Here is a 26,303-nt window from a genome sequence, read left to right on the forward strand (position 1 = left end):
CCCGCCGCCCCGCATCGAAATCGGGGTCGAAAAAGACGTAAGACCGACATCGTGCGGGCAGTTGTCCACAGGCGAGTGACACGAATCGGTAACGGCGGCAAGAATGCGGGGTGTGGCGTCACGCGGAACTTTTCCCGCGTGGTGCCCGTGTTTCGGGGTGGGCCGGTTTCGCAAGCAGCGTCGGCCCGGAAAGAACGGGCCGAGGAGGGCCGGGTGACGACCTATGACGATCGAGCGAGCCTCACAGATCTGACCGCCACGCTGGAGCGGGTGCGCGGTTCGGTGGAGGGCGTGATCGAGGGCAAGCCCGAGGTCGTACGGCTCGCCCTGACCGTGCTGCTCGCCGAGGGCCACCTGCTGATCGAGGACGTCCCCGGAGTCGGCAAGACGATGCTGGCCAAGGCGCTGGCGCGGTCCATCGACTGCTCGGTACGGCGCATCCAGTTCACGCCCGACCTGCTGCCCTCGGACATCACCGGTGTGTCCATCTGGGACCAGCAGCGCCGGGACTTCGAGTTCAAGCCGGGCGCCATCTTCGCGCAGATCGTGATCGGCGACGAGATCAACCGGGCCTCGCCCAAGACCCAGTCGGCGCTGCTGGAGTCCATGGAGGAGCGGCAGGTCACCATCGACGGGCAGACGTACGAACTGCCGAGCCCGTTCATGGTGGTGGCCACGCAGAACCCGGTCGAGATGGAGGGCACCTACCCGCTGCCCGAGGCCCAGCGCGACCGCTTCATGGCCCGCGTCTCGGTCGGCTACCCGAGCGTGGAGGCCGAGTTGCAGATGCTCGACGTCCACGGCGGGGCGAGCCCGCTGGAGGACCTGCAGCCGGTGGCGCACGCGCACGACATCGTGAAGCTGGTCGAGGCGGTGCGCACCGTGCACGTCTCCGAGCCGGTCCGGCGGTACGCGGTGGAGCTGGTCGCCGCCACGCGCACGCACCCCGACCTCAGACTCGGCGCCTCCCCGCGCGCGACGCTGCACCTGCTGCGCGCGGCGAAGGCGTCCGCGGCCCTCGCCGGCCGGGAGTACGCGCTGCCGGACGACGTCCAGGCACTCGCCGTCGCCGTTCTCGCGCACCGTCTGCTGCCCACCGCCCAGGCCCAGCTGAACCGCCGTACGGCCGAGCAGGTCGTGCAGGAGATCCTCCAGCACGCCCCGGTGCCCGCGGCGCCGGGCCGGCAGAGCGGCTTCGGCGGCCTCGGCCGGAGCGTCCCGGAGTACCCCCAGCAGCCTCCGCGGAGTCTGTGATGAGCGCCGGGGGGACCGGGCAGGCGGAGGCCGACCGAGGGGAGGCGGGCGGCGTCCGTACGGCCCTCGCGGGGCTGACGACCCGTGGCCGCTCCTTCCTCGCGGCCGGGATCGCGGCCGCGATCTGCGCGTACGTGCTGGGCCAGAGCGATCTGCTGCGGGTCGGGCTGCTGCTGGCCGCGCTGCCCCTGATCTGCGCGACGGTCGTGTACCGCACGCGTTACCGGGTGGCCGGCACCCGCCGGCTCGCCCCCGCGCGCGTGCCGGCGGGCAGCGAGGCCCGGGTGCACCTGCGGATGGACAACGTCTCGCGGCTGCCCACCGGCCTGCTGATGCTCCAGGACCGGGTGCCGTACGTCCTCGGGCCGCGCCCCCGGTTCGTGCTGGACCGGGTGGAGCCGGGCGGCCGCCGCGAGGTCTCCTACCGGGTCCGCTCCGACCTTCGCGGCCGCTACCCGCTGGGCCCGCTGCAGCTGCGGCTGACCGACCCCTTCGGGATGTGCGAACTGACCCGTTCCTTCTCGGCGTACGACACCCTGACCGTCATCCCGCGCGTGGAGCCGCTCTCGCCGGTCCGCTTCAGCGGCGAGGCCAAGGGGTACGGCGACGGGCGGCAGCGCTCGCTGGCCCTGGCGGGCGAGGACGACGTGATCCCGCGCGGCTACCGCTACGGCGACGACCTGCGCCGGGTGCACTGGCGGTCCACCGCGCGCTACGGCGAGCTGATGGTGCGGCGCGAGGAGCAGCCCCGGCGTTCCCGGTGCACCGTACTGCTGGACACCCGGGGCGGCGCCTACGAGGGCGCGGGCCCCGACTCGGCCTTCGAGTGGGCCGTCTCCGGTGCCGCCTCGGTGCTGGTGCACATGCTCGAACGCGGCTTCTCCGTACGGCTGTTGACCGACAGCGGCAGCGTGGTGCCCGGCGAGGGCGCGGACGGGTTCGCGGGCAGCGGCCAGGAGACCGCGGAGGCGGCCGGGCTGATGATGGACACCCTCGCGGTGATCGACCACTCCGACGGCACGGGCCTGTCCCGGGCGTACGACGTACTGCGCGGCGGGAACGAGGGGCTGCTGATCGCCTTCCTCGGCGACCTGGACGAGGAGCAGGCCACGACGATCGCCAAGATGAGCCGGCGCAGCGGCGGCGCCGTCGCCTTCGTGCTGGACCCGGACACCTGGGTGCGGGAGTCGACCGACGTGCCGGGGGCGGACGACCGGCACGCCGAGCGGCTGCGCATGCTGCGCGAGGCGGGCTGGACGGCGCTGAGCGTGCCGCGCGGCGGCGCACTGGACGCGCTGTGGCAGCAGGCCGACCGGGAGCGCTCGGGCCTGGCCGCGATGAGCGGGGAGGCGATGCGATGAGCGGGCGGGCACGCCTGGCGCTGTGCGCGGCCGCGGCCACCCTGATGGCCTCCTGCTCGCTGCTGCCCCTGGTCGCGGAGCCGACCTGGCTGCTGCAGCTGGTCCCGCTCGTGGCCGTGCAGACCGGGGTGGGCGCGGCGGCCCGCCGGGTGCCGCTGGGCCGGCCGCTGACCGTGGCGGCGCAGGCGCTGGTCACCCTGATGATGCTGACCCTGGTCTTCGCGCGGGAGCACGCGGTCGTCGGGCTGATCCCCGGCCCGGACGCCTTCCGGCACTTCGCCGACCTGCTCCAGCAGGGCTCCACCGACGTGAGCGAGTACGCGATACCGGCGCCGCTCACCGCCGGCATCAAGCTGATGCTGATCGGCGGCGTGCTGCTGATCGGCCTGCTGGTGGACACCCTCGCGGTGACCTTCCGCAGCGCGGCCCCGGCCGGGCTGCCGCTGCTCGCGCTGTACTCGGTGGCCGCCGGTCTGTCCGAGGGCGGGGCGGACTGGCTGTGGTTCCTGGTGGCGGCGGCCGGTTATCTCATGCTGCTGCTCGCCGAGGGCCGGGACCGGCTGGCGCAGTGGGGCCGGGTCTTCGGCGGCGCAGCCCACTCCCCGGGATCTGCGGAGGCCGGAGCGGTGGCCCCGGTGCGCACGGGACGCCGTATCGGCGCGGTCGCGCTCGGCGCGGCCCTGGTGGTGCCGCTCGCCCTGCCCGCGATGCAGGGGGGCCTGCTGGACGCCGCCGGCACGGGTGTGGGAGCGGGCAACGGCAACGGGGGCACGATCTCCGCGGTCAACCCGCTGGTGTCCCTGCGCGACAGTCTGAACACGAACGACGACCGTCAGGTGCTGACCCTGCGGACCAGCACGAACGACATCTCGGACCTGTATCTGCGGATAGTGTCGCTGGACGACTTCGACGGCACCACCTGGAAACCGGCCCAGCGGCACATCGTGGGCGTACCGGACAGGTTCCCCACGCCCATCGGCCTCGACGCCGACGTCAAGCGCAGCACGGTGACGACCACCGTCAGGGCGGCGGACTGGTACGCCCAGGACTGGCTGCCGATGCCGTATCCGCCGAGCGGTGTGCAGGTCGCCGGCCGCTGGCGCTACGAGCCGGTCGGCATGACCCTCGTCGGCGACCACGGCCAGACCACGCGTGGTGAGACCTACCAGGTGACCAACCTGGACGTGCAGCCCACGGCCGCGCAGCTGTCCGCGGCGCCGGAGCCGCCGGCGGTCCTGAAGCGCGAGTACACGAAGGTGCCGTCCTCGCTGCCGAAGGTGGTGGCCACGACCGCGAAGGAGATCACGGCGGGCGCGCGCAGCCACTACGAGGAGGCCGTCAAGCTCCAGGACTACTTCGCCGTCTCCGGCGGATTCCAGTACGACACCCAGGTGGAGGTCGGCCGCGGCCCGAACGCCATCGCGAACTTCCTGAAGGAGAAGCAGGGCTTCTGCGTCCACTTCTCCTTCGCCATGGCGGCCATGGCCCGCACCCTCGGCATCCCGGCCCGGGTCGCGGTGGGCTTCGCGCCCGGCACCCCGCAGGCCGACGGCACGGTCGCGGTGAACCAGAAGGACGCGCACGCCTGGCCCGAGCTGTATTTCGAGGGCGTGGGCTGGACCCGGTTCGAGCCGACCCCGACCCGCGGTACCACGCCGTCGTACACCGTGTCGAACACACCCGGCACCTCGCTGCCGGACCAGGACCTGCCGTCCCACCAGTCGTCCACGGCGCCCTCGGCGGCGGCCTCGGCGAGCCAGAGCTGCACGCCCGAGCTGGTCAAGCTGCAGGGCTGCGACACCGCGTCCGCCGCGGCGGCCCCGCAGGGCGGGGGCGGCGGCACGGGCCCGTGGTGGTATCCGCTGATCGGCCTGGCCGCGCTGGCCGTCCTGGCGGTTCCGCTGTCGCCGATGTTGTGGCGGATGCGGGTGCGGGCGGTACGGCTGGGCGGGCACGCCCGGACCGAGCAGGGCGCCGCCGAGCACGCCCTGGCGGCCTGGCAGGAGCTGACGGACAGCGCCTGGGACCACGGCATCGCGCCGGACGAGTCGCTGACCCCGCGCCGAGCGGCCGCCCGGATCGTCGAGCTCGGGCGGCTGGACGCGGCGACCGGTGCCGCGGTGCACCGGGTCGCGGACGCGGTGGAGCAGGTGCTGTACGCGCCCCGGCCGCGTCCGGCGGCGGGTGCGGCGGAGGACGTGCGCCGGGTGACCGAGGGACTGCGTGGCACGGTGAACACCGGCGCGCGGCTGCGTGCACTGTTCCTGCCCCGCTCCTCGGTGCGTGTGCTATGGGCGGTGTCGGCCCGCTGGTCGGCGCTCAGGGCCCGGGTGGCTGCGGCACGGCCGAGTCCGCGCCGGCCGTCGGAACAGCGGGGCTGAGAACACGTGTGAGGGGCGACCACCGATGGTGGTCGCCCCTCACACGTTGTCTGTCGGCGATCTGCGGAGACCGCTGGACGGCTAGTGGCCGTGTTCGTCCCGGCGGCGCTGCCAGCGCTCCTCGATCCGGTCCATCATGGACCGCTTCGGCCGCGCCTGGCGACGGACGGCGCCCGCGGGCTGCTCGCCCGGCTTGGGGGCCTTGCGCCAGCCGGTGACGGCGAGTACGGCACAGCCCAGCATGACGAGGAAACCCACCACGCTGACCCAGATCAGCTGCGCGACCATTCCGGCCATGAGGAGCGCGATACCCACGAGGAAGCCTGCGACCGCCTGGTAGACCCGCCGCCGGGTGTACGTACGCAGCCCGCTTCCCTCAAGCGCCGACGCGAACTTGGGATCTTCGGCGTACAGCGCTCGCTCCATCTGCTCGAGCATGCGCTGCTCGTGCTCCGAGAGCGGCACGGAGTCCTCCTCATCGTGCAGTCGCCGGGGCGACCCGGGGGGTCCCTTCAGGATAGGCAGGGAATCGCCCCCGTGAAACCCGCCCCTCTACGCCAATTGGCCAACCGGAATCCGTCATGGCCGTCTCGGCTCGCTGAGGCTTCCATTCCCCGGCGGCCGACCCGTCATGCCGGGTGGTGTACCTCGATCATACGGCGCAAACCCCACGATCGGGGGTCTTGTGGCGTACTCCATCCGCTGCCAAGGCCCTGATCAGCGGCGGGTGACGACGGGTGCGCTCAGGCCTCGCCGGCCCCCGGGGTCTCACCGAGCACGTGCAGCTGGGTGGCCACCGAGTGGAACGCGGGCAGTTCGGCCGCGGCGGCCTCCAGCTTCAGCAGCGCGTCGAGGGCACCGGGCTCGGTGTCCACGAGAACGCCGGGGACGAGGTCGGCGAAGACCCGCACGCCGTGCACGGCACCGACCTTCAGGCCCACGCCCTCGACCAGCGCGGTGAGCTGCTCGGCGGTGAACCGGCGCATCGGGTCGCCGGCGCCCCAGCGGCCCTCGGGGTCCTGCAGCGCCTGCCGGGCCTCCGTGAAGTGACCGGCGAGGGCACGGGCCAGCACGGCACCGCCGAGTCCGGCGGCGAGCAGGCTGAGCACACCCTCGGAGCGCAGGGCGGCCACGGCGTTGCGGACGCCCTCGGCCGGGTCGTCCACGTACTCCAGGACGCCATGGCACAGCACGGCGTCGTAGCCATCGCGCTCGACCACGTCGAACAGGCCGTGCGCATCGCCCTGGACGCCCCGGACGCGGTCGGCCACGCCGGCCTCGGCGGCCCTGCGCTCCAACGCGAACAGCGCGTTGGGGCTGGGGTCGACGACGGTGACGCGGTGGCCGAGACGGGCGAGGGGCACGGCGAAGTTGCCGCTGCCGCCTCCGGTGTCGAGGACGTCCAGCGACTCCCGTCCCGTCGCCTTGACCCGTCGGTCGAGGGCGTCCTGGAGGACCTCCCAGACCACGGCGGTACGGAGGGAGGCGCGGGGTCGCATCGGGTCCGACACGGCAGTTGACTCCTCGGCAGAGCGGAAGGCTGAAGGCTTCAGTCGTCCTCCACCCTATTGCCTCGGCCGCCGTACCCGGTCACCGCGGGCGGGTACGGCCGACGCGTCTCGCACGGCGGACTTCCCGGTGGTCAGCCCGCGTCCGGGAGGTCACCGCGTGCGCTCGGGCCGGCCGGCTCCGCGGGGTCCTGGCGAGGCTGCGGCAGGACCGGCTGGAGGACGAGCATCCGCTCGACGATGCGCAGGAACATCGCGACGTCCCGTATCAGGTCGTCGGCGTCCCGGCGGCTCGCCGCGCCCTGGATGCCGGCCTCGGCACGGGCGCGGCGGGCGGCGCCGGAGGCGAACAGCGCGCTCCACTCGGTCAGTTCGGGGGCGATCTCGGGCAGCACTTCCCAGGCGCTGCGGATCCGGGCGCGGCGGCGCGGGGAGGTTTCGGGGCGGCCCCGGGCGGCGAGCACGGCGGCGGCGGTGCGCAGGGCGGCGAGGTGGGCCGTCGCATAGCGCTCGTTGGGTGTCTCCAGGACGGCGGCCTCGTCCAGTGCGGCGCGGGCCTGGGCGAGGAGGTCGAGGGCGGCGGGCGGGGCCGTGGACCGGCGGAGCACGGGGTGCACATCGCTCGCCGGGCCGGTCAGTGAGGGGGCAGGGCCGGTGGCGCGGCGCCGGCGGGCGGCGGCTGCGGACGGATTGGCCATGACGAACCTCCTGTCGTCTGGGTACACGGCACGGGTGCCGTATGTGCCCATCGTGAGGTATGGCACTGACAATCCGTTCTGACCTGCGGTTTTGCTTCGATCGTAGGTTCGGGCGTATTTTTGCACTGACCAGTCAGTTCAAAAACTGCGACCAGGCAGGGGGGCTTGTGGACGGCGTGGACGTCAGGGCCGAGGGCTTCGGACTCAAGGGGCCGCGGGGGTGGGCCTTCCGCGGCATCACCCTCGACGCGGAGCCCGGCTCACTCATCGCGATCGAGGGACCGTCCGGCTCGGGCCGCACGTGTCTGCTGCTCTCGCTCACGGGACGGATGAAACCCACCGAAGGAACGGCCACCGTCGGCGGGTTCCGGCTCCCGAGGCACATGGCACGGCTGCGGCGGATCAGCGCGGTGGCCAACGTGGCCGGGGTGACCGACCTGGAGCCGGCGCTGACGGTCGGCGAGCACCTGCGTGAACGCGCCCTGCTGCAGAGCCGTTTCAGCGACGCCCTGCGCGACCTGCTGCGCCCCCGCGCCCAACGCGTGCACGAGGCACGGCTGCGGATCGACGCGGCCCTCGCGGCCGCCGGACTCGACCTCGAAACGCTGCCCAAGGGCTCCCGGACGGCCGTCCGTGACCTGGAACGGCCCCAGGAACTGCGCCTGTCCATCGCCCTGGCCCTGCTCGGCCGGCCCGCGCTGCTCGGCGTCGACGACCTCGACACGAAGCTCTCGGACACCGAACGCGCCGAACTGTGGGACCTGCTGCGCACGCTCACGCGCGCGGGCACGACCGTGGCGGTCGTCTGCCGCACCGCCCCCGGTGACTGCGTCGTCGTACCGACCGGGCCGGAGGAGACGGCGGTGCGGACCCGTGCCGGCAAGGTACCGGGGACCTCCGCGAGTACCGAGAAGAGCGACCCCAAGGAGGACGTCGATGCGCTCGCCTAGGCTGGCCGCGCTCGAGCTGAGGCGCTTCGGGCGCGGGAAGCTGCCGCGCGCCGCCCTTGTCGCCCTGCTGGTGCTGCCGTTGCTCTACGGCGCCCTGTACCTGTGGTCGTTCTGGGACCCGTACGGCCGTCTGGACCGCATCCCGGTGGCCCTGGTGAACGACGACAGCGGCGCCACGGCCGGCGGGAAGAGGATCAGCGCCGGTGACGACATCGTCGACGGGCTGCGCGGCAGCCGGACCTTCGAGTGGCACGAGGTGAGCGACGAGGAGGCCCGCCGGGGCGTGGAGAACGGCACGTACTACCTGTCGCTGACCATGCCGTCCGACTTCAGCCGGCGCATCGCCTCCAGTTCCGGCGCCTCCCCGCAGACCGGCGCCCTTCAGGTGCGCACCAACGACGCGAACAACTACATCGTCGGCCAGATCTCCCGCACCGTCTTCAACGAGGTCCGCTCGGCCGCCTCCACCAAGGCCTCCCGCACCTTCCTCGACAAGATCTTCGTCTCGTTCTCCGACATCCACGACAAGACCGTCACGGCCGCCAAGGGCGCGGACCGGCTGAACACCGGCATCGGGAAAGCGGAACAGGGCTCCAGGGATCTCACCGACGGGCTGAAGGACGCCAAGAGCGGCAGCGGCAAGCTGGCCAAGGGCCTGAAGAAGCTGAACACGGGCGCGGGCGACCTCCAGGACGGCTCTCGGCAGGTCGCCGACGGCACCCAGGCGCTCTCCGACAAGGTCGACGGCGTCTACGGCCAGGCCGGCCCCTTCCTGAAGGACAACGAGAAGACCATCGGGGACACCGCCCGGCTGGTCGCCGACTCGGCCAGGACCGTCAAGGACAATCTCGACGTCCTGGTGAAGCTCGCCCCGGGCGCCGCGAAGGCCGCCCACCTGAACGCCGACGTGCTGGCCGGGGTCTACAAGACGCGCTGCGCGACCGTGACCGTCCCCGACCCGGTCTGCCCGGACCTGAAGCGGGCCACGACGGCCGCGGCCGAGGTGGCCACCGTCGCCGACGACCTCAACACGCTGATCGCCGACCAGGACGGCGACCTGAAGACGATGCGGGACAACCTCGGCACCCTCCAGAGCCAGGCCACGGCCCTCGAGAAGCGCGCACCCCACCTGTACGAGGACGTCGACGACGCCGTCAAGAAGATCCACAAGCTGAACGACGGCGCGCACAAGGTCGCCGCCGGCGCCGAGAAGCTGCACACCGGGCTGGGTACCGCCCAGAGCGGCGCGACCGCGCTGGACAAGGGCATCGGCACGGCCGCGTCGGGCGCCCAGACCCTGAGCGGCGGCCTTTACAAGCTGTCCGACGGCTCCGGCAGGCTCGCCGGCGGGCTGCACGACGGCGCGCACAAGATCCCGGACTACGACAAGAAGGACCGCGACCAGCGCACCGGCGTGATGGCCGACCCGGTCCAGCTGGCCTCCCACGACCTGCACCGGGCACCGAACTACGGCACCGGCTTCGCCCCGTACTTCATCCCGCTGTCGCTGTGGGTCGGCGCGATGGTCGCCTACATGCTGATCACACCGCTCAACCGGCGCGCTCTGGCGGCGGGTTCGCCGGCCTGGCGGATCGCGCTCGCCGGCTGGCTGCCGGTGGTCGCGGTGGGCGTGCTCCAGGTGGGCGCCCTGATGGCCGTACTGCACTGGGCGATCGGTCTGCAGATGCTGCGCGCGGCCGGCACGATCGGCTTCCTGTGCCTGGTCACGGCGTGCTTCGCGGCGATCGTGCAGTGGCTGAACGCCCGCTTCGGCGCGGCGGGCCGGATCCTGGTGCTCGCCCTGCTGATGCTCCAGCTGACCTCGGCGGGCGGCACGTACCCGGTGCAGACGAGCCCGGGCTTCTTCAACGCGATCCACCCGTTCCTGCCGATGAGCTACGTCGTGGCGGGGCTGCGCCGGCTGATCACCGGTGGCGGGCTCGGCCCGGTCTGGCAGGCGTGCGCCGTGCTGGCCGCGTTCACGGCGGGCGCGCTGGCCCTGACCGCCGTCGCGGCCCGGCGCCGACAGGTGTGGACACTGGACCGGCTGCACCCGGAACTGAGTCTGTGATCCCCGGGCGGCCGCCGCACACGCGCGTACCTGTGAGAATCAGGGCCATGGAAAGCAGCAGCGCCAGGTCCGGCGGCAGCACGCGCCGCGAGGCCACCCGGCAGAAGCTCTACGAAGCGGCCGTCACGCTCATCGCCGAACAGGGCTTCTCCGCGACCACGGTGGACGAGATCGCCGAGCGGGCCGGAGTCGCGAAGGGCACGGTCTACTACAACTTCGCGAGCAAGTCGGTCCTCTTCGAGGAGCTGCTGCGGCACGGGGTGGGCCTGCTCACCGCCTCTTTGAAGGAGGCGGCGGAGCAGACCGCGCGGGCCGGGGGCGGCAAGGTGGACGCGCTGGACGCGATGGTCCGGGCGGGCCTGGTCTTCATCGACCGCTACCCCGCCTTCACCCAGCTGTACGTGGCCGAGCTGTGGCGCACCAACCGGGCCTGGCAGTCCACGCTGATGGTGGTCCGGCAGGAGGCCGTCGCGGTGGTCGAGGGGGTGCTGCGCGAGGGCGTGGCGGCCGGCGAGTTCAGCGACGAGATCGACGTCCAGCTGACGGCGGCCGCGCTGGTCGGCATGGTCCTGGTGGCCGCGCTGGACTGGAAGTCCTTCCAGCCTGAGCGCTCCCTGGACGACGTCCACGCGGCCCTGTCCCGGCTGCTCCAGGGACGGGTGAGCGGAAAGGGCTGAGCGCATGGGGAAGGCGCCGGTCCGCTGCCGGACCGGCGCCTTCCCGTTCCCCCGTACTCCCCCTTGCGGTTCTCCCCCAGTGGTCCCCCGTGGGTGGTCGTCCCCCCGGGTCCCCCGTCTCGCTTCCGCCGACGGATCGGCGGAAGGAGCGGCCGGGCGGCGGGCGCCGTTCCGCCGCCCCGTGTCGGCGGTGCCGGGCCGCGCCCCCTTGCCGTGTCTCCACTCTCCCGTCCGCCGGGGTCCCGGCCCATCCGCGCGGGTACTCATCTCGCGTCCTAGGTACGGGTACTCAGCCGCGCGCGCACCCTCCCACGCCGGTCACGTCGGCCTGCCCACGGCCGCCCGCGGACCGGAGTGTCGGTGGCGGTCGATAAAGTCGCGGTCATGGCACGGATTGCGGTGATCGGCGCCGGGACGGGCGCGATGGCGGCCGCCGCCCGGCTGGCCGTCGCGGGCCACCGGGTGGTGGTGTACGAGCGTACGGACACGTACGGCGGTGCGGTGCGCCGCTTCGAGCGGGACGGGTTCGGTTTTGACACCGGCCCGGGACTGCTGACGCTGCCCGCCGTCTACCGCGACCTGTTCGTCAAGACCGGCAAGGAGCCGCTGGAGGACCGCGTCGAGCTGGTCCAGGTCGACCCGTCCGCGCGGCACGTCTTCGCGGACGGCACCGCGGTGTCGCTGCCGAACGCCTCACGCGCGGGTGTGGTCGCGGCCCTGGACGAGGCACTGGGTGCGGGCGCGGGCGAGCGCTGGGGCGACTTCCTGGTGCGGGCCCGGGAGGCCTGGGACCGCACGCGCAGGCCGCTGCTGGAGGAACCGCTGTGGCCCAACTGGCAGGTGCTGGCCGACAAGGAGCCGTATCCGGCGGTCCCGCACAAGCGGCTGCTGCGCACGCGGCGCGCGAGCACGCTGTCCGAGATCGCCGCCCGGGAGCTGCGCGACGAGCGCCTCAGGGCCCTGCTGGAGAGTTCCGCGCTCGCACACGGCCTCGATCCGCGGACCACACCGGCGAGCGCGGCGGTACTGCCCTACATGGAGCACGCCTTCGGCACCTGGTATGTGCGCGGCGGCATCCGGGAGTTGGCGCGCGCGGTGTACGAGCGGTGCGTGGAGCGGCGGGTCGAGTTCGTCTTCGGCGCGGAGGTCACCCGGATCCTGGAGAAGGACGGCCGGGCGGCGGGCGTGGAGCTGGGAGCCGGCGAGGTCGCCGCGGCGGACCATGTCGTGGCGGGCGTGGACCCGGCCCGGCTGAAGTCGCTGACGGAGCACCGGCTGGACGAGGACGGGGACGTACGAGCCGATCCGTTCACGTCCCGGCCGGGGCGGTTCAGCGTGCTGCTGGCCCTGCGCGGCGGACGCGAGGCCGGGGCCGCGCACCGCACGGTCGTGCATCCGCGGGCGCCGGAGTCCGAGCTGGACTTCCTCGCCTCACCGGGCGGGGACCGGCCGCCGCGTCCCACGGTGACCGTGCTGCGCCCCGACGACCCGACGCTCAGACCGGACGACGCCCACGAGTCCGTGGTGCTGTCCGCGGTGGTGCCGACCGACGCCGACTGGGCCCAGGAGGGCACGGTCCGGCAGTACACGGACCATCTCCTCGAAGCCGCCGGGACCGCGATGCCGGGGCTGCGGGACCGCGTCCTGTGGCAGGAGGTGCGCACTCCCGCGCACACCGACGACGAGACGGGCGCCTTCCTCGGCGCGGTGCCGGCCCCCGCCCTCGCCGCCGGTCAGGGCCGTTTCCTGCACCCGGCGAACACCACGCGGCTGCCGGGGCTGTACCGGGTCGGCGGCTGGGCCCATCCCGGTGGCGGGCTGCCGCACGCGGGCATGTCGGGTGCGCTGGTGGCCGGGCTGATCGTGGAGGGCCCGGACTTCCGCGGCTCCCAGTGAGCCGGGCTCGGCCCCTCAGAAGCGGTACTGCTCGTCGTATCCGGCGCCGGGCTGCTGCTGGTGGGCCTGGCCGTGCCCCTGGTCCTGGTACGGGTAGGGCTGCTCCTGCGGGAGTTCGCCGCCGTAGGTCTCGTCGGTGCGCTGCTGCGGCACCCACACCCCGCCCGCCGGGGTCTGACCGTAGCCGCCGGCGGCGTACGGGTCCTGGGCGTAGCCCTGCTGGCCGTACTGCCCGTCGTAGCCGGTGTCGTAGCCGGCGCCGCCGTAGGACTGGCTGCCGATGTAGGGGTCGGAGTAGTTGGCGTAGGCCTGCTGACCACCGGCGTCGTAGCCGTAGCCCTGCTGGGCGTAGCCGGAGTAGTCGTAGGCGTAGGCCTGCTGTCCGGCGTCCTGGTGCTGGGCCGCGGCCGCGTGGGTGGCGGTGTCGCCGTAGACACCGTAGGAGCCGGTGTCCTCCGGCAGGGGCTGCGGCTCGTAGACGGTGGTGGTCTCGGCGGCGCCCGGATCGGCGGGGCGGGCCGGGGTGAAGACGTCGTCGCGGTCGTAGTCGTCGTAGTCGCCGTGACCCTGGTCGTAACCGGCCCGGCCGGCGTCTCTGTCGTCGGCGGTGCCGTCGTACTCCGGGTCCGTGATGTCCGGCTCGAGGTCGTGCCGGTCCGCCTTGCCGCGGCGGCGCTTGCTGCCGCCCGCGGGCTCGGCCTCGACGTCGGGACGCTTGACCGCCCAGCCGGCGGCGAAGCCGCGGCGGAACGACAGCGTGACGTAGGTCTGGCCGACCGCGAAGGCGATGGCGCCGACCCCGATCACGATCACGGACGGCATCAGCACGCCGACCACGACGCCGAGGAACCCGGCGAAAGCGAGCAGCCGCCAGCGCAGGCGTGCCTTGTACTGCAGCAGCACCTCGCCGAGCAACCACAGTGCGACGACGCCGAACGCGATGTAGAGGACCGTCCAGCCCATGTACGCCCCTCTCCCAGTGACCGCTACGCAGTGTGTCGTATCGCGGTGCGGCCGGTCTAGGCCTGCGGGGGGTGGTGCAGGCCCAGGTTCTCGTAGATTTCCAGGGTCGCCGTGGAGTTGTTCAGCGTGATGAAGTGCAGTCCGGGCACCCCCTCGGCGAGCAGCCGAGCGCAGAACTCCGTGGCGAAGTCGATACCGATGGAGCGTACCGCCGCCGGATCGTCCTTCGCTGTGAGGATCCGCTCTTTCAGGGCGTCCGGGAAGACCGCATTGCTGAGCCTGGGCAACCGTTCCAGCATCTTCACGCTGGTGACAGGCAGGACCTCGGGGATCACGGGGGTGTCACAGCCCGCGGCCACCACGCGGTCGCGCAGCCGGAGATACGACTCCGGCTGGAAGAACATCTGTGTGATGGCGTAGTCGGCACCGGCCCGGCACTTGTCCACGAAGTGGGCGACGTCGGTGTCCCAGTCCATGGAACGGGGGTGCATCTCGGGGAACGCGGCGACGCCCACGCAGAAGTCGCCCGACTCCTTGATGAGCCGGACGAGTTCGGCCGCGTAGGTCAGGCCCCGCGGGTGCGGGACCCATGCGCCCATGGGGTCGCCGGGCGGGTCGCCGCGCACGGCGAGCATGTTGCGGATCCCGGAGTCCGCGTACTGGCCGATGATGTTCCGCAGTTCGGCGATGGAGTGGTCGACCGCGGTGAGGTGGGCGACCGGGGTGAGCGTGGTGTCGGCGACGATCTGCTGGGTCTCCTTGACCGTGCCGGCCCGGGTGGAGCCGCCGGCGCCGTAGGTCACGGAGACGAAGTCGGGCGCGACCGCCTCGACCCGCCGGAGTGCGCTCCACAGGTTCCGCTCGCCCTTGGGGGTCTTCGGCGCCGAGAACTCGAACGAGTACGTGGTCTTGCCGGTGGCGAGCATGTCGCGCACGGTGCGTGCGCGATCAGTCCTGGTGGAGGAGGTTCCGAGGGCCATACGGGCAGGTTAGCCAGGGGTGGGCGGTACCCCAACCGGATGCCGGAAATTTGCCCGAATTGTCCGTCTCATGTCCACCCCTTGGACAGAACTCCGGACAGGGCCGACGAGGATCGCGCCGGCCGGTCGGACGAAGCCACCGGCGACCGCCGTCAGGCCTCCCGCAGCCGCTTCGCGAACTCCGCTGCCGCCGCTCCCGGGTCGTCGGCCCCGGTGATCGCGCGGACGACGACCACCCTGCGGGCACCGGCGTCCAGCACCTGGTCGAGGTTGGAGAGGTCGATCCCGCCGATCGCGAACCAGGGGCGGTCGGTGCCCAGGCCTGCCGTGTACCGCACCAGGTCCAGGCCGGGCGCGTGCCGGCCCGGCTTGGTGGGGGTGGGCCAGCAGGGGCCGGTGCAGAAGTAGTCCACGCCCTCCTGCACGGCGGCCGCGGCGGCCTCGGACTCGGCGTGCGTGGAGCGTCCGACCAGCACCTCCTCGCCGAGGACGGCGCGGGCCGCGGGGACCGGCAGGTCACCCTGGCCGAGGTGCAGCACGTCGGCGCGGGCGGCGTGGGCGACGTCCGCGCGGTCGTTCACCGCGAGGAGCTTGCCGTGCCGGGCGCAGGCGTCCGCGAAGACCTCCAGGTGGGCCAGCTCCTCGGCGGCCTCCATGCCCTTGTCGCGCAGCTGCACGATGTCGACACCGCCGGCCAGGACCGCGTCCAGGAACTCGGGAAGGTCGCCCTGGCGCGTGCGCGCGTCCGTGCAGAGGTACAGACGGGCGTCGGCGAGCGCGGCGCGTGCGGTGTCGGGCATACGTGGGTCCCCCCTGGTCGGTGTCCCTGGTGGTGTTCACGGGTGGCGTACGGGCCACGGCCCGCACGCCACCCCTCGTGGTGCGGTGCGGCTCAGACGGCGAGCGCCTGGGCGCGGCGCTTCACCTCCGTGCCGCGATTCTCGCTCAGGGCCTGCGCGGGGGTGCCGGGCAGGGTCGGGTCGGGGGTGAAGAGCCACTCGATCATCTCTTCGACCGTGAAGCCGTCGTCCCGCAGGAGCGTCAGGGTGCCGGACAGGCCCTTGACGACCTTGTCCCCGTCGATGAAGGCGGCGGGGACGTGCAGCGCGCGGTTCTCACCTCGGCGTACGGCGATGAGCTGGCCCTCCTTGACCAGCTGCCGGACGCGCGTCACCTCGACGCCGAGCTGTTCGGCGATGTCGGGGAGGGTGAGCCAGGCGGGGACGAGAGCATCGATCTTTGCGTCAATCTCGGTCACAGGACAAGCCTGCCATCCCCCACTGACAGTCGGAAGTCAGGCAGGTCCGGCCGGGACGGCCGGGCTAGTCGGCCGTGGCGTCCTTCAGGGGCTTCGCCGGGTCCGCCAGGGCCCGCGCGTCCATGCCGCGGCCCGACTCGATCAGTCTCCGGCCCTGCGCCAGATCACGCGGGCGGCCTACCGCCAGCAGGGCGACGAGGCGGTCCTCGCGCAGCCAGCACACCGTCCAGGCGGGGCCCGCCGGGTCGCCGCGCCACACCGCGCGGTCGGCCGCGGCGTGGTGACCGGCGTACTGCACGAACCGGCCGAACTGCTCGGACCAGAAGTACGGCACCGGGTCGTAGACCTCCGGGGTCTCGCCGAGGATGTTCGCGGCGACCGTGCGCGGGCCCTGCAGGGCGTTGTCCCAGTGGTGGACGAGCAGCCGTTCGCCGTAGCGGGCCGAGGGGAAGGAGGCGCAGTCGCCGACGGCGTACACGTCCGCCACGGAGGTGCGCAGCCGGTCGCCGGCGAGGACGTCCCCGTGCGGGCCCAGCTCGACGCCGGAGCCGGCCAGCCAGGCCGTGGCGGGGCGGGCGCCGATGCCGACGACGACGGCTCCGGCGGGCAGCCGGGTGCCGTCGGCGAGGATCACCGCGCCGGGCTCGACGCGCTCCACGCGCGCGTGCGTGCGCAACTCGGCGCCCGCGTCGGCGTACCAGGCGGCCATGGGGGCGGCGACCTCGGCGGGCAGGGCGCCGGCGAGGGGCCGGTCGGCGGCCTCCACGACGGTCACCACGCAGCCGGCCTCACGGGCGGCCGTGGCGAACTCGGCGCCGATCCAGCCGGCCCCGACGACCACGATCTCGTGCTGCTGGGTGAGCACCGGGCGCAGCCGTTCGGCGTCGTCCAGGGTGCGCAGCAGGTGCACGCCGGGCACGCCCTCGGTGCCGGGCAGGGTGATCGGTTCGGCGCCGGTGGCGATGACCAGGACGTCGTACGGCACCGGGCCCGCCTCGGTGTCCAGCTCGTGCTCGGCGGGACGCAGGCCCAGCACCTCGCAGCCGAGCCGCAGCTCGACGCCGAGGGACTCGAAGTCCACGTCGAAGGCGGAGTCCTCGGCCTTGCCGAGCAGCACGGCCTTCGACAGCGGCGGCCGGTCGTACGGCTGGTGCGGCTCCGCCCCGATCACGGTGACGGGGCCCTTGAAGCCCTGCTCCCGCAGCGCGACCGCGGTCTGCACCCCGGCCATGCCGGCGCCCGCGACGACCACGCGGCGCCCCTGTGACGTGCCCTCTTGTGCTGTCTGCTCGCTCACCCGATCACCATAGACATGTGACGGAGCGTCAGTCAGCGGGCGTGCTCGGTGACCTGTTCCACAACACTCGTACCGGCGCCCGCCTGGGACTCCCACTCCCAGGTCTCCTCCAGCCGCACCCGGCCGTCCGGCAGCTCCACGACGGTGGACACGCAGTGCCCGCAGGAGGTCGTGCCGTCGGTCTTCAGCTGGACGTAGCGGAAGTCCAGCCGGTCGCCCTCCCGGGTGCCGACCAGACGGCCGCGTACGACGTCGCCGCCCGCGTACTCGGCCCAGATCCCGCCGCCCTCCTCGTGGTACGCGAACCGGGTGCGGGTGCCCACCTGACCTGGGGCTTGATCCGCCACGGGGGCGAAGGTCAGTCCGTCGAGCGACCGGGCCATGAGCAGGGGCTCCCTTACGGGTGAGGAGCGGGGCGGGCTAGGGTGGCCACCGTACAAGCACTCGCGGGAGCCCGGCGCACCGGGCTGAGAGGGAGGCTGGCGGCCTCCGACCGTACGAACCTGATCCGGGTCATGCCGGCGAAGGGAGGGGCTTACCGCCCATGTCGTCACGTACGTCCGATACGTCCGACGTCCTCGTCATCGGGGGCGGAATCATCGGCCTGGTCACCGCCTGGCGCGCGGCGCAGCGCGGGCTCGCCACGGCCGTGGTGGATCCCGAGCCCGGCGGCGGGGCCGCGCGGGTCGCGGCCGGGATGCTGGCCGCGGTCACCGAACTGCACTACGGCGAGGAGAGACTACTCGCCCTGAACCTGGAATCGGCCCGCCGCTACCCGGACTTCGCGGCCGAACTGACCGAACTGACCGGCCACGACCTCGGCTACCGCCGCTGCGGCACCCTCGCGGTCGCGATGGACGCCGACGACCGCGCCCACCTGCGCGAACTGCACGCCCTGCAGCAGCGCTCGGGGCTGGAGTCGGAGTGGCTGTCCGGGCGGGAGTGCCGGCGCCTGGAGCCGATGCTGGCGCCCGGGGTGCGCGGTGGCCTGCGGGTCGACGGCGACCACCAGATCGACCCGCGGCGGCTGGCGGCGGCCCTGGTGGCCGCGTGCGAGCGGACCGGCGTGAGGTTCCACCGGGCGTGGGCCGAGCGGCTGGACGTCGCGGGGGACCGGGCCGCCGGGGTCACCACGGCGGACGGCGCCGAGCTGCGCGCCGGACAGGTGGTGCTCGCCGCCGGGAGCATGAGCGGGCGGCTCGCGGGGCTGCCGGAGGCGCTGCTGCCGCCGGTGCGGCCGGTGAAGGGGCAGGTGCTGCGGCTCACCGTGCCCAGCGGGTACGCGCCGTTCCTCAGCCGGACCGTACGGGCCGTCGTCCGGGGCAGCCAGGTCTACCTGGTGCCCCGCGAGAACGGCGAACTGGTCGTCGGCGCCACCAGCGAGGAGCTGGGCTGGGACACGACGGTCACCGCGGGCGGGGTGTACGAGCTGCTGCGCGACGCCCATGAGCTGGTGCCGGGCATAACCGAACTGCCGCTCACCGAGACCCGGGCCGGGCTGCGCCCCGGCTCGCCCGACAACGCGCCCCTGCTCGGCCCGTCCGGGCTGGACGGGCTGCTGCTGGCCACCGGGCACTACCGCAACGGGGTGCTGCTCACCCCGGTCACCGGCGATGTCATGGCCCGGCTGCTGGCCGACGGCGAACTGCCGGACGAGGCCCGTCCGTTCACGCCGCGGCGCTTCGGCGCCGCCGTCCTCCTGGAGCAGCCCGCATGAGCATCCCTGTCACCGTTCCCATCTCCGTCAACGGAGAGCGCCGGGAGATCGTTCCGGGTACCGCTCTCGACGCCGTCGTACGCTCGCTGGTCGCGGCGCCCTCCGGGGTCGCCGCCGCCGTCAACGAGACCGTGGTGCCGCGCACCGAGTGGGCGAGCACGGTGCTGGCCGAGGGCGACCGGGTCGAGGTCCTCACCGCTGTCCAGGGGGGCTGAGCCATGGCCGACGATCCTCTGGTTCTCGGGGGTACGACCTTCTCCTCCCGGCTGATCATGGGTACGGGCGGCGCGCCCAGCCTGGAGGTGCTCCAGCGTGCGCTGGTCGCCTCCGGTACGGAGCTGACGACGGTCGCGATGCGGCGGGTGGACCCGTCCGTGCACGGCTCGGTGCTGTCCGTGCTGGAGAAGCTGGGCATCCGGGTGCTGCCGAACACGGCGGGCTGTTTCACGGCCGGGGAGGCGGTGCTGACCGCGCGGCTGGCGCGGGAGGCGCTCGGCACGGACCTGATCAAGCTGGAGGTCATCGCCGACGAGCGGACGCTGCTGCCGGATCCGGTGGAGCTGCTGGAGGCGGCGGAGACGCTGGTCGACGACGGGTTCACGGTGCTGCCGTACACCAACGACGATCCCGTGCTGGCGCGGAAGCTGGAGGACGTGGGGTGTGCGGCGGTGATGCCGCTGGGGTCGCCGATCGGGTCCGGGCTCGGGATCCGCAACCCCCACAACTTCCAGCTGATCGTCGAGCACGCGCGTGTGCCGGTGATCCTTGACGCGGGGGCCGGTACGGCGTCCGACGTCGCGCTGGCCATGGAGCTGGGGTGTGCCGGGGTGATGCTCGCCTCCGCGGTGACCCGGGCGCAGGAGCCGGAACTCATGGCGGCGGCGATGAGGCACGCGGTGGAAGGGGGGCGGCTGGCCCGGCTGGCCGGGCGGATTCCGCGCAGGCACTTCGCGGAGGCCTCCTCCCCCACCGAGGGGCGCGCCCGCCTGGACCCCGAGCGCCCGGCCTTCTGATCGCAGGGGAGTCACAGGTGTGCTGCATTCCGTCCCCGGATCAGCACATCGTGCGGGACTGTCGGTCGTCCCTCGTAGACTCGCCTGCGTGGATACGACCCTTCAGGACCCCCTCGTCGGGCAGGTGCTCGACGGCCGGTATCGCGTCGACGCGCGGATCGCGGTCGGCGGGATGGCCACGGTCTACCGGGCCCTGGACACCCGCCTGGACCGTGTGCTCGCGCTGAAGGTGATGCACCCGACGCTCGCGGCCGACGGCTCCTTCGTGGAGCGGTTCATCCGGGAGGCGAAGTCGGTCGCCCGGCTGGCCCACCCGAACGTGGTGCAGGTCTTCGACCAGGGCACCGACGGGTCCTACGTGTACCTGGCGATGGAGTACGTCGCCGGGTGCACCCTGCGGGACGTGCTGCGCGAGCGGGGGGCGCTGCAGCCCCGCGCGGCCCTCGACATCCTCGAACCCGTCCTCGCCGCGCTCGGCGCCGCGCACCGGGCCGGGTTCGTGCACCGGGACATGAAGCCCGAGAACGTGCTGATAGGGGACGACGGGCGGGTCAAGGTCGCCGACTTCGGGCTCGTGCGGTCCGTGGACACGGTGACCAGCACGACCGGCGCCGTCCTCGGGACCGTGTCGTACCTGGCGCCCGAGCAGATGGAGCAGGGCACCACTGATCCGCGCGTCGACGTCTACGCCTGTGGTGTCGTGCTCTACGAGATGCTGACCGGTGGGAAACCGCACTCCGGCGACTCCCCCGCGCAGGTGCTCTACAAGCACATACACGAGGACGTACCGCCGCCCTCGGCGCTGGTGCCGGGGCTGCCGTACGAGCTGGACGAGGTGGTGGCCTCCGCGACCGCGCGCACCCCCGACCTCCGGCCGCAGGACGCCGTGGCGCTGCTCGGCCAGGTGCGGGGGGCACGCCAGGGGCTGACCGACGAGCAGTTGGACGCGATACCGCCGCAGGCGCTGTCCGCGGAGCACGACAACGCCGGCGACCGGACGAGCGTGATCCCGCGCTCACCGACCTCCCCCGCGCCCGGCTTCGCCCCCGCGGGGGGACCCCCGTACCGGCCGCTGCCGGTCAACGAGGACGAGCCGGCCGTGGCCGCCGTCCAGCACACCAGCCGGCTGCAGGCGCCCCCGGTGCCCCCGCGCCGCTCCGGGCGCCTGGTGCTGACGGTCGTCGCCGCCGTGCTGGTGGTGTTCGGCCTGGGCGCCGGGGTCTGGTACATCAACTCGGGCCAGTTCACGAAGGTCCCCCCGCTGCTGTCGAAGACCGAGGCGCAGGCCCGGGACCGGCTGGAGTCGGCCGGGCTCAACGTCGGGCAGGTCAAGCGCGAGTACAACGACACCGTCCAGCGGGGCACGGTCATCGGCACCGATCCCGCGCCCGGCGCCCGGATCCGCGACCACGACTCGGTCACGCTGACCGTCTCGCTGGGCCCGGAGACGGTGAACGTGCCGGATGTCCGCGGCCGGACGCTCGCCGCGGCGCGGGCGCGGCTGAAGGCGGACGGGCTGGAGCCGGGCATGGTCACCCGCCAGTTCAGCGAGGACGTCACCAAGGGCTCGGTGATCGACACGACACCGCAGGCCGGCACCGAGCGGCACGCCGGTTCGGCGATCGCGCTGATCGTCAGCAAGGGCAGCCCGGTCGACGTGCCCGACGTCACCGGTGACGATCCGCAGGACGCCAGGCAGCAGTTGACGGACGCCGGGCTGAAGGTGGTCATCGCCCCCGCGCGGGTCAACTCCGAGTACGACGCGGGCAAGGTGGCCCGGCAGAGCCCGGGCGACGGCAGTCAGGCAGCCGAGGGCGACACGGTGACGCTGACGCTGTCCAAGGGCCCGCAGATGATCGAGGTGCCGGACGTGGTCGGCGACAGCGTCGACGACGCCCACAAGGCGCTGGAGGGCGCCGGCTTCAAGGTGGAGGAGGACCGCGGGCTGCTCGGGCTGTTCGGCGACACCGTGAAGAAGCAGTCGGTGAAGGGCGGCGACACGGCGCCCAAGGGGTCGACGATCACGATCACCATCCGGTGACCGGCGTCACGGGGAGGGCGGTCCGGCGGCCGGTAGGGGCATGACACCCTGAACGGGTGAGTCCCGATCAGTCGTCGTCCCCCTCGTCACCCGCCCCGGCGTCCCAGTCACCGGACCTGCCCTCCGGTCCGCGCAACCCCGTCGGCGGTCATGTCCCCGTGGCCGGAGGCCTGCACTCCGTGGGGGTGTCGTACGCCCGCGACCTGAAGGCGGAGACCGTGCAGGTCTTCGTGGCCAACCCGCGCGGCTGGGCCACGCCCGCCGGGAACCCGCGGCAGGACGAGGCGTTCCGCGCGGCGTGCGCGGAGGAGTCGATCCCCGCGTACGTGCACGCTCCCTACCTGATCAACTTCGGCTCGCACACCGAGGCGACCGTGGAGCGGTCGGTGGAGTCGCTGCGGCACTCCCTGCGGCGCGGGCGGGAGATCGGCGCGCGGGGTGTGGTCGTGCACACCGGGAGCGCGACCGGCGGGCGGGAGCGGTCGGTGGCGCTGCGGCAGGTGCGCGAGCGCATGCTGCCGCTGCTGGACGAGCTCACCCACGACGACGACCCGTATCTGCTCCTGGAATCCACCGCGGGGCAGGGCGCCTCGCTGTGCTCGCGCACCTGGGACTTCGGGCCGTACTTCGAGGCGCTGGACGCCCATCCGAAGCTGGGCGTGTGCCTGGACACCTGTCACGTCTTCGCCGCCGGGCACGATCTGACCGGCCCGAGCGGGATGCACCAGACGCTGGACCTGCTGGTGGACACGGTCGGCGCGGGCCGGCTGAAACTGATCCACGCCAACGACTCCAAGGACGTGGTCGGCGCGCACAAGGACCGGCACGAGAACATCGGCGCCGGCCATATCGGCGAGGACCCGTTCCGGGCGCTCATGACGCACCCGGCGACCGAGGGCGTACCGCTGGTCATCGAGACGCCCGGCGGCAAGCTGGGGCACGCGGCGGACGTGGAGCGGCTGAAGAAGCTCAGGGACGGCTGAGCCCGCCGGTCAGCCCTCGTCCTCGAAGAGCACGTGTGACGTGTCGACCAGGTGCACCACGAGCACCACCAGGAGGCCGTCGCTGATCACGTACTCGATGGCCAGGGTGCGGGTGAGGGCGAGGGACCGCGTGTTCTCGTCACCGGTCGCACGGTTGTCGCCGTAACCGGCGATGAGCCTGCCGGCCCGGTCAGAGCTCGGGGCCCTGTCCCGGTTCCTCCTGGTAGGAGTAGCGCTGTTCCTTCCACGGGTCGCCGATGTTGTGGTAGCCGCGTTCCTCCCAGAAGCCGCGGCGGTCGGCGGTCATGTACTCCACACCGCGGACCCACTTGGGGCCCTTCCAGGCGTACAGGTGGGGCACGATCAGCCGGACCGGGAAGCCGTGCTCGGCGGTGAGGAGTTCGCCGTCCTTGTGGGTGGCGAAGATGGTGCGCTCGGAGGCGAAGTCGGACAGGCGGAGGTTCGAGCTGAAGCCGTACTCGGCCCAGACCATCACATGGGTGACGTCCGGCGCCGGCGGGGCCAGGTCGAGGATGGTGCGGGCGGGGATGCCGCCCCACTCCGCGCCGGTCATGCTGAACTTCGTCACACAGTGCAGGTCGGCCACCACGGTGGTGTACGGCAGGGCCGTGAACTCCTCGTGGCCCCACGTGTGCTTGTCACCGTCGGCGGTGGCGCCGAAGACCCGGAACTCCCAGCGCTCGGGCCGGAACTTCGGAACGGGACCGTAGTGCGTGACCGGCCAGCCACGCTGGAGCCGCTGACCCGGCGGAAGCTCGGACCCTGCCGTCGCTCCAGACTCTCGCTCCACCGGATGACCCATGTATCCATCCTGACAGACCTCGGGCAGTGCCCTTGACCACGGGTCCGCTAACCGGACAACTCACATCAAGCAAGCATTTACTTACTAAGTACGCACTTACTGGACGATCTTCGCCCCCGGTGCGATCATGCCGCCGCACACCTCCCCCGATTCCCCTGTGGAAGGAGCCGCTGCGATGCAGGGCGACCCCGAGGTCATCGAGTTCCTCAACGAGCAGCTCACCGGTGAGCTGACCGCGATCAACCAGTACTTCCTGCACGCGAAGATGCAGGAGAACTTCGGTTGGTACAAGCTCGCCAAGTACACGCGGCACGAGTCCTTCGACGAGATGAAGCACGCGGAGGTGTTGACCGACCGGATCCTGTTCCTGGAGGGCCTGCCCAACTACCAGCGGCTCTTCCACGTCCGCGTCGGGCAGACCGTCAGGGAGATGTTCGAGGCGGACCGGCAGATCGAGGTGGAGGCCATCGACCGGCTGAAGCGGGGGATCAAGGTGATGCGCGAGAAGGGCGACATCACGTCCGCCAACATCTTCGAGGACATCCTCGCCGACGAGGAGCACCACATCGACTACCTCGACACCCAGCTGGAGCTGGTGGAGAAGCTCGGCGAGGCGCTCTACCTCGCGCAGGTCATCGAGCAGCCGTCGAGCAGCTGATCCCTAGGCCGCCTCGGGGAGGTCCGCGGGGGTGCCCGCCGGGATCTCCGTCAGTACCGGCCTGCCCTGGTCGGCCAGCTCACGGCGGGGGCACGCGCCGCGGCCGAGGAGGGCCTGGATCCGGCGGACGCACGAACCGCAGTCCGTGCCGGCCTTGCAGGCGGAGGCGATCTGGCGGGGAGTGCAGGCGCCGTCCCGCGCGTGCTGCTCGACCTGGTTCTCGGTGATGCCGAAGCAGCTGCAGACGTACACGCGGTCACACCTCCCGACGGGGTCGCTGTCCTACTGCCACCCCGTTTCCCGGTGAGGCAAACCTAACCTTACCCATCACCCGGCGGCCGCAAAAGTGGGTGGGGCGCGGATCCTGTGTGATCCGCGCCCCTTCCGTGCTCACCGGCGCGCCTACTGGTCCCGGTACATCTCCGCGACCAGGAACGCGAGGTCCAGCGACTGGCTGCGGTTCAGCCGGGGGTCGCAGGCCGTCTCGTAGCGCTGGTGCAGGTCGTCGACGAAGATCTCGTCGCCGCCGCCGACGCACTCGGTGACGTCGTCGCCGGTCAGCTCCACGTGGATGCCGCCCGGGTGGGTGCCGAGCGCCTTGTGGACCTCGAAGAAGCCCTTGACCTCGTCGAGCACGTCGTCGAAGCGGCGGGTCTTGTGCCCGGAGGCCGCCTCGAAGGTGTTGCCGTGCATCGGGTCGGTCACCCAGGCCACCGTCGCGCCGGACGCCGTGACCTTCTCCACCAGCTCGGGGAGCCGGTCGCGGATCTTGTCGGCGCCCATCCGGACGACGAAGGTCAGCCGGCCCGGCTCCCGCTCGGGGTCGAGGCGGTCGATGTACTGCAGCGCCTCCTCGGCCGTGGTCGTCGGGCCGAGCTTGATGCCGAGCGGGTTGCGGATCTGCGAGGCGAACTCGATGTGCGCCCCGTCCAGCTGCCGGGTGCGCTCACCGATCCACACCATGTGCGCGGAGACGTCGTACAGCCTGCCGGTGCGCGAGTCGACCCGGGTCAGGGCGGACTCGTAGTCCAGCAGCAGCGCCTCGTGGGAGGAGAAGAACTCGACGGTCTTGAACTCCTCCGGCTCGGCGCCGCAGGCCCGCATGAAGTTCAGCGCGTTGTCGATCTCGCGCGCGAGCTGCTCGTAGCGCTGACCCGACGGCGAGGTCCGCACAAAGTCCTGGTTCCAGGCGTGCACCTGGCGCAGGTCCGCGTAACCGCCGGTGGTGAAGGCGCGAACCAGGTTCAGCGTGGACGCCGAGGCGTGGTACATGCGCTTCAGCCGCTCGGGGTCCGGGATGCGGGACGCCTCGGTGAAGTCGAAGCCGTTGACGGAGTCGCCCCGGTACACCGGGAGCGTCACGCCGTCGCGGGTCTCGGTCGGCTTGGAGCGCGGCTTGGAGTACTGCCCGGCGATACGGCCGACCTTGACCACGGGCACGGAGGCCGCGTAGGTCAGGACGGCGCCCATCTGGAGCAGCGTCTTCAGCTTGTTGCGGATGTGGTCGGCGGACACGGCGTCGAAGGCCTCGGCGCAGTCGCCGCCCTGGAGGAGGAACGCCTCTCCCTTGGCGACGGCCGCCATCCGGGCGCGCAGCTGGTCGCACTCGCCCGCGAAGACGAGCGGCGGATACGACTCGAGGTCCGCGATCACTGCGCGCAGAGCCTCGGGGTCGGGGTACTCGGGCTGCTGCGCCGCGGGCAGGTCTCGCCAGGTGTTGCCAGCGCTCGCGCTGGTCTTAGCGTTCACGGTCACCTCGTAAACATTACGGGGT

25 protein-coding genes and 1 riboswitch are annotated in these 26,303 nt (G+C 72.5%); of the genes, 13 read left to right on the forward strand and 12 right to left on the reverse strand.

Features of this window, described 5'->3' with window-relative positions:
• The first annotated feature begins 213 nt into the window (after nucleotides 1–213).
• From AB0D93_RS04750 to AB0D93_RS04760, 3 genes are read left to right on the forward strand one after another with little or no spacing between them, the layout of a single operon-like run.
• A complete protein-coding gene (locus AB0D93_RS04750) occupies nucleotides 214–1,254 on the forward strand; it encodes a MoxR family ATPase (protein WP_362112925.1) in 1,041 nt (346 codons plus the stop codon).
• Nucleotides 1,254–2,615, forward strand: a complete 1,362-nt coding sequence (locus AB0D93_RS04755; RefSeq protein ID WP_362112928.1) for a DUF58 domain-containing protein — start codon at nucleotides 1,254–1,256, stop codon at nucleotides 2,613–2,615. The genes AB0D93_RS04750 and AB0D93_RS04755 overlap by 1 nt, the downstream gene beginning before the upstream one ends.
• Entirely contained in the window at nucleotides 2,612–4,996 is a 2,385-nt protein-coding gene (locus AB0D93_RS04760) for a DUF3488 and transglutaminase-like domain-containing protein (RefSeq protein ID WP_362112931.1), read from the forward strand. The genes AB0D93_RS04755 and AB0D93_RS04760 overlap by 4 nt, the downstream gene beginning before the upstream one ends.
• 81 nt (nucleotides 4,997–5,077) lie before the next feature.
• On the opposite strand, the gene AB0D93_RS04765 is transcribed toward AB0D93_RS04760, so the two are convergent.
• The 3 genes from AB0D93_RS04765 to AB0D93_RS04775 form a co-directional block, all read right to left on the reverse strand.
• Nucleotides 5,078–5,461: a DUF3040 domain-containing protein gene (locus tag AB0D93_RS04765; RefSeq protein ID WP_362112934.1), complete on the reverse strand. Its 384-nt coding sequence runs from the start codon at nucleotides 5,459–5,461 to the stop codon at nucleotides 5,078–5,080.
• Nucleotides 5,462–5,739: 278 nt separating this feature from the next.
• Entirely contained in the window at nucleotides 5,740–6,507 is a 768-nt protein-coding gene (locus tag AB0D93_RS04770) for a methyltransferase (protein ID WP_362112937.1), read from the reverse strand.
• Between the two features lie 131 nt (nucleotides 6,508–6,638).
• On the reverse strand, nucleotides 6,639–7,202 hold the full coding sequence (locus tag AB0D93_RS04775) for an SAV_6107 family HEPN domain-containing protein (RefSeq protein ID WP_362112940.1): 564 nt from the start codon (nucleotides 7,200–7,202) through the stop codon (nucleotides 6,639–6,641).
• 167 nt (nucleotides 7,203–7,369) lie between these two features.
• Here AB0D93_RS04775 and AB0D93_RS04780 point away from each other — a divergent pair, with 167 nt between their 5' ends.
• The 4 genes from AB0D93_RS04780 (at nucleotide 7,370) to AB0D93_RS04795 (ending at nucleotide 12,796) form a co-directional block, all read left to right on the forward strand.
• Nucleotides 7,370–8,152, forward strand: a complete 783-nt coding sequence (locus AB0D93_RS04780; protein WP_362112943.1) for an ATP-binding cassette domain-containing protein — start codon at nucleotides 7,370–7,372, stop codon at nucleotides 8,150–8,152.
• Complete coding sequence (locus tag AB0D93_RS04785; protein WP_362112946.1) at nucleotides 8,139–10,223, forward strand: YhgE/Pip domain-containing protein; 2,085 nt, start codon at nucleotides 8,139–8,141, stop codon at nucleotides 10,221–10,223. The genes AB0D93_RS04780 and AB0D93_RS04785 overlap by 14 nt, the downstream gene beginning before the upstream one ends.
• 47 nt (nucleotides 10,224–10,270) lie before the next feature.
• Entirely contained in the window at nucleotides 10,271–10,900 is a 630-nt protein-coding gene (locus tag AB0D93_RS04790; protein WP_362112949.1) for a TetR/AcrR family transcriptional regulator, read from the forward strand.
• A 384-nt stretch (nucleotides 10,901–11,284) separates the two neighbouring features.
• Nucleotides 11,285–12,796: an NAD(P)/FAD-dependent oxidoreductase gene (locus tag AB0D93_RS04795; RefSeq protein WP_362112952.1), complete on the forward strand. Its 1,512-nt coding sequence runs from the start codon at nucleotides 11,285–11,287 to the stop codon at nucleotides 12,794–12,796.
• Between the two features lie 15 nt (nucleotides 12,797–12,811).
• Here the strand turns inward: AB0D93_RS04795 and AB0D93_RS04800 are convergent, their stop codons facing one another.
• From AB0D93_RS04800 to AB0D93_RS04825, 6 genes are all read right to left on the reverse strand, one after another.
• Entirely contained in the window at nucleotides 12,812–13,759 is a 948-nt protein-coding gene (locus AB0D93_RS04800) for a hypothetical protein (protein ID WP_362112955.1), read from the reverse strand.
• Nucleotides 13,760–13,815: 56 nt separating this feature from the next.
• On the reverse strand, nucleotides 13,816–14,739 hold the full coding sequence (metF, locus tag AB0D93_RS04805) for a methylenetetrahydrofolate reductase [NAD(P)H] (RefSeq protein WP_362112958.1): 924 nt from the start codon (nucleotides 14,737–14,739) through the stop codon (nucleotides 13,816–13,818).
• Nucleotides 14,740–14,891: 152 nt separating this feature from the next.
• Nucleotides 14,892–15,539 carry a thiamine phosphate synthase gene (gene thiE / locus AB0D93_RS04810; RefSeq protein WP_362112961.1) on the reverse strand — a complete coding sequence of 216 codons (648 nt, stop codon included), beginning with the start codon at nucleotides 15,537–15,539 and terminating at the stop codon, nucleotides 14,892–14,894.
• A gap of 92 nt (nucleotides 15,540–15,631) precedes the next feature.
• On the reverse strand, nucleotides 15,632–15,997 hold the full coding sequence (locus AB0D93_RS04815; RefSeq protein WP_055707421.1) for an Rv2175c family DNA-binding protein: 366 nt from the start codon (nucleotides 15,995–15,997) through the stop codon (nucleotides 15,632–15,634).
• A gap of 64 nt (nucleotides 15,998–16,061) precedes the next feature.
• Nucleotides 16,062–17,294, reverse strand: coding sequence for an FAD-dependent oxidoreductase (locus AB0D93_RS04820; protein ID WP_362112966.1), 1,233 nt, complete (start codon nucleotides 17,292–17,294; stop codon nucleotides 16,062–16,064).
• A gap of 32 nt (nucleotides 17,295–17,326) precedes the next feature.
• Nucleotides 17,327–17,677: a hypothetical protein gene (locus AB0D93_RS04825; protein ID WP_362112969.1), complete on the reverse strand. Its 351-nt coding sequence runs from the start codon at nucleotides 17,675–17,677 to the stop codon at nucleotides 17,327–17,329.
• A 53-nt stretch (nucleotides 17,678–17,730) separates the two neighbouring features.
• Nucleotides 17,731–17,841, forward strand: a riboswitch (TPP riboswitch).
• Here AB0D93_RS04825 and thiO point away from each other — a divergent pair.
• From thiO to AB0D93_RS04850, 5 genes are all read left to right on the forward strand, one after another.
• On the forward strand, nucleotides 17,839–19,011 hold the full coding sequence (thiO, locus tag AB0D93_RS04830) for a glycine oxidase ThiO (RefSeq protein WP_362112972.1): 1,173 nt from the start codon (nucleotides 17,839–17,841) through the stop codon (nucleotides 19,009–19,011). (Overlaps the previous riboswitch by 3 nt.)
• Nucleotides 19,008–19,226, forward strand: a complete 219-nt coding sequence (thiS, locus tag AB0D93_RS04835; RefSeq protein ID WP_362112976.1) for a sulfur carrier protein ThiS — start codon at nucleotides 19,008–19,010, stop codon at nucleotides 19,224–19,226. Before thiO ends, thiS begins: the two co-directional genes overlap by 4 nt.
• Before the next feature lie 3 nt (nucleotides 19,227–19,229).
• Nucleotides 19,230–20,024 carry a thiazole synthase gene (locus AB0D93_RS04840; protein ID WP_362112979.1) on the forward strand — a complete coding sequence of 265 codons (795 nt, stop codon included), beginning with the start codon at nucleotides 19,230–19,232 and terminating at the stop codon, nucleotides 20,022–20,024.
• Between the two features lie 88 nt (nucleotides 20,025–20,112).
• Nucleotides 20,113–22,065 (forward strand): Stk1 family PASTA domain-containing Ser/Thr kinase, encoded by a 1,953-nt coding sequence (gene pknB, locus AB0D93_RS04845; RefSeq protein ID WP_362112982.1) that lies wholly within the window; start codon nucleotides 20,113–20,115, stop codon nucleotides 22,063–22,065.
• 116 nt (nucleotides 22,066–22,181) lie between these two features.
• Complete coding sequence (locus tag AB0D93_RS04850) at nucleotides 22,182–23,048, forward strand: deoxyribonuclease IV (protein ID WP_362113514.1); 867 nt, start codon at nucleotides 22,182–22,184, stop codon at nucleotides 23,046–23,048.
• Between the two features lie 190 nt (nucleotides 23,049–23,238).
• On the opposite strand, the gene AB0D93_RS04855 is transcribed toward AB0D93_RS04850, so the two are convergent.
• On the reverse strand, nucleotides 23,239–23,871 hold the full coding sequence (locus tag AB0D93_RS04855) for a sulfite oxidase-like oxidoreductase (protein ID WP_362112985.1): 633 nt from the start codon (nucleotides 23,869–23,871) through the stop codon (nucleotides 23,239–23,241).
• A 175-nt stretch (nucleotides 23,872–24,046) separates the two neighbouring features.
• On the opposite strand from AB0D93_RS04855, the gene bfr reads away from it, so the two are divergent.
• Entirely contained in the window at nucleotides 24,047–24,529 is a 483-nt protein-coding gene (bfr, locus tag AB0D93_RS04860) for a bacterioferritin (protein ID WP_362112988.1), read from the forward strand.
• 3 nt (nucleotides 24,530–24,532) lie between these two features.
• Here the strand turns inward: bfr and AB0D93_RS04865 are convergent, their stop codons facing one another.
• A complete protein-coding gene (locus tag AB0D93_RS04865; protein ID WP_362112991.1) occupies nucleotides 24,533–24,781 on the reverse strand; it encodes a (2Fe-2S)-binding protein in 249 nt (82 codons plus the stop codon).
• Nucleotides 24,782–24,931: 150 nt separating this feature from the next.
• Nucleotides 24,932–26,284 (reverse strand): class II 3-deoxy-7-phosphoheptulonate synthase, encoded by a 1,353-nt coding sequence (locus AB0D93_RS04870; protein WP_362112994.1) that lies wholly within the window; start codon nucleotides 26,282–26,284, stop codon nucleotides 24,932–24,934.
• Between the last annotated feature and the right edge of the window lie 19 nt (nucleotides 26,285–26,303).

The sequence above is a fragment of the Streptomyces sp. NPDC048191 genome, assembly GCF_040652655.1.
Classification (GTDB): domain Bacteria; phylum Actinomycetota; class Actinomycetes; order Streptomycetales; family Streptomycetaceae; genus Streptomyces.

Excerpts from the sequence above, each read along its gene's own strand:
- AB0D93_RS04755 (WP_362112928.1), top strand. The coding sequence starts at position 1,254 with ATGAGCGCCGGGGGGACCGGGCAGGCGGAGGCCGACCGAGGGGAGGCG.
- AB0D93_RS04760 (WP_362112931.1), top strand. The coding sequence starts at position 2,612 with ATGAGCGGGCGGGCACGCCTGGCGCTGTGCGCGGCCGCGGCCACCCTG.
- AB0D93_RS04775 (WP_362112940.1), bottom strand. The coding sequence starts at position 7,202 with ATGGCCAATCCGTCCGCAGCCGCCGCCCGCCGGCGCCGCGCCACCGGC.
- AB0D93_RS04785 (WP_362112946.1), top strand. The coding sequence starts at position 8,139 with ATGCGCTCGCCTAGGCTGGCCGCGCTCGAGCTGAGGCGCTTCGGGCGC.
- AB0D93_RS04790 (WP_362112949.1), top strand. The coding sequence starts at position 10,271 with ATGGAAAGCAGCAGCGCCAGGTCCGGCGGCAGCACGCGCCGCGAGGCC.
- AB0D93_RS04795 (WP_362112952.1), top strand. The coding sequence starts at position 11,285 with ATGGCACGGATTGCGGTGATCGGCGCCGGGACGGGCGCGATGGCGGCC.
- AB0D93_RS04800 (WP_362112955.1), bottom strand. The coding sequence starts at position 13,759 with ATGGGCTGGACGGTCCTCTACATCGCGTTCGGCGTCGTCGCACTGTGG.
- metF (WP_362112958.1), bottom strand. The coding sequence starts at position 14,739 with ATGGCCCTCGGAACCTCCTCCACCAGGACTGATCGCGCACGCACCGTG.
- thiE (WP_362112961.1), bottom strand. The coding sequence starts at position 15,539 with ATGCCCGACACCGCACGCGCCGCGCTCGCCGACGCCCGTCTGTACCTC.
- AB0D93_RS04825 (WP_362112969.1), bottom strand. The coding sequence starts at position 17,677 with ATGGCCCGGTCGCTCGACGGACTGACCTTCGCCCCCGTGGCGGATCAA.
- thiO (WP_362112972.1), top strand. The coding sequence starts at position 17,839 with ATGTCGTCACGTACGTCCGATACGTCCGACGTCCTCGTCATCGGGGGC.
- thiS (WP_362112976.1), top strand. The coding sequence starts at position 19,008 with ATGAGCATCCCTGTCACCGTTCCCATCTCCGTCAACGGAGAGCGCCGG.
- AB0D93_RS04840 (WP_362112979.1), top strand. The coding sequence starts at position 19,230 with ATGGCCGACGATCCTCTGGTTCTCGGGGGTACGACCTTCTCCTCCCGG.
- AB0D93_RS04855 (WP_362112985.1), bottom strand. The coding sequence starts at position 23,871 with ATGGGTCATCCGGTGGAGCGAGAGTCTGGAGCGACGGCAGGGTCCGAG.
- bfr (WP_362112988.1), top strand. The coding sequence starts at position 24,047 with ATGCAGGGCGACCCCGAGGTCATCGAGTTCCTCAACGAGCAGCTCACC.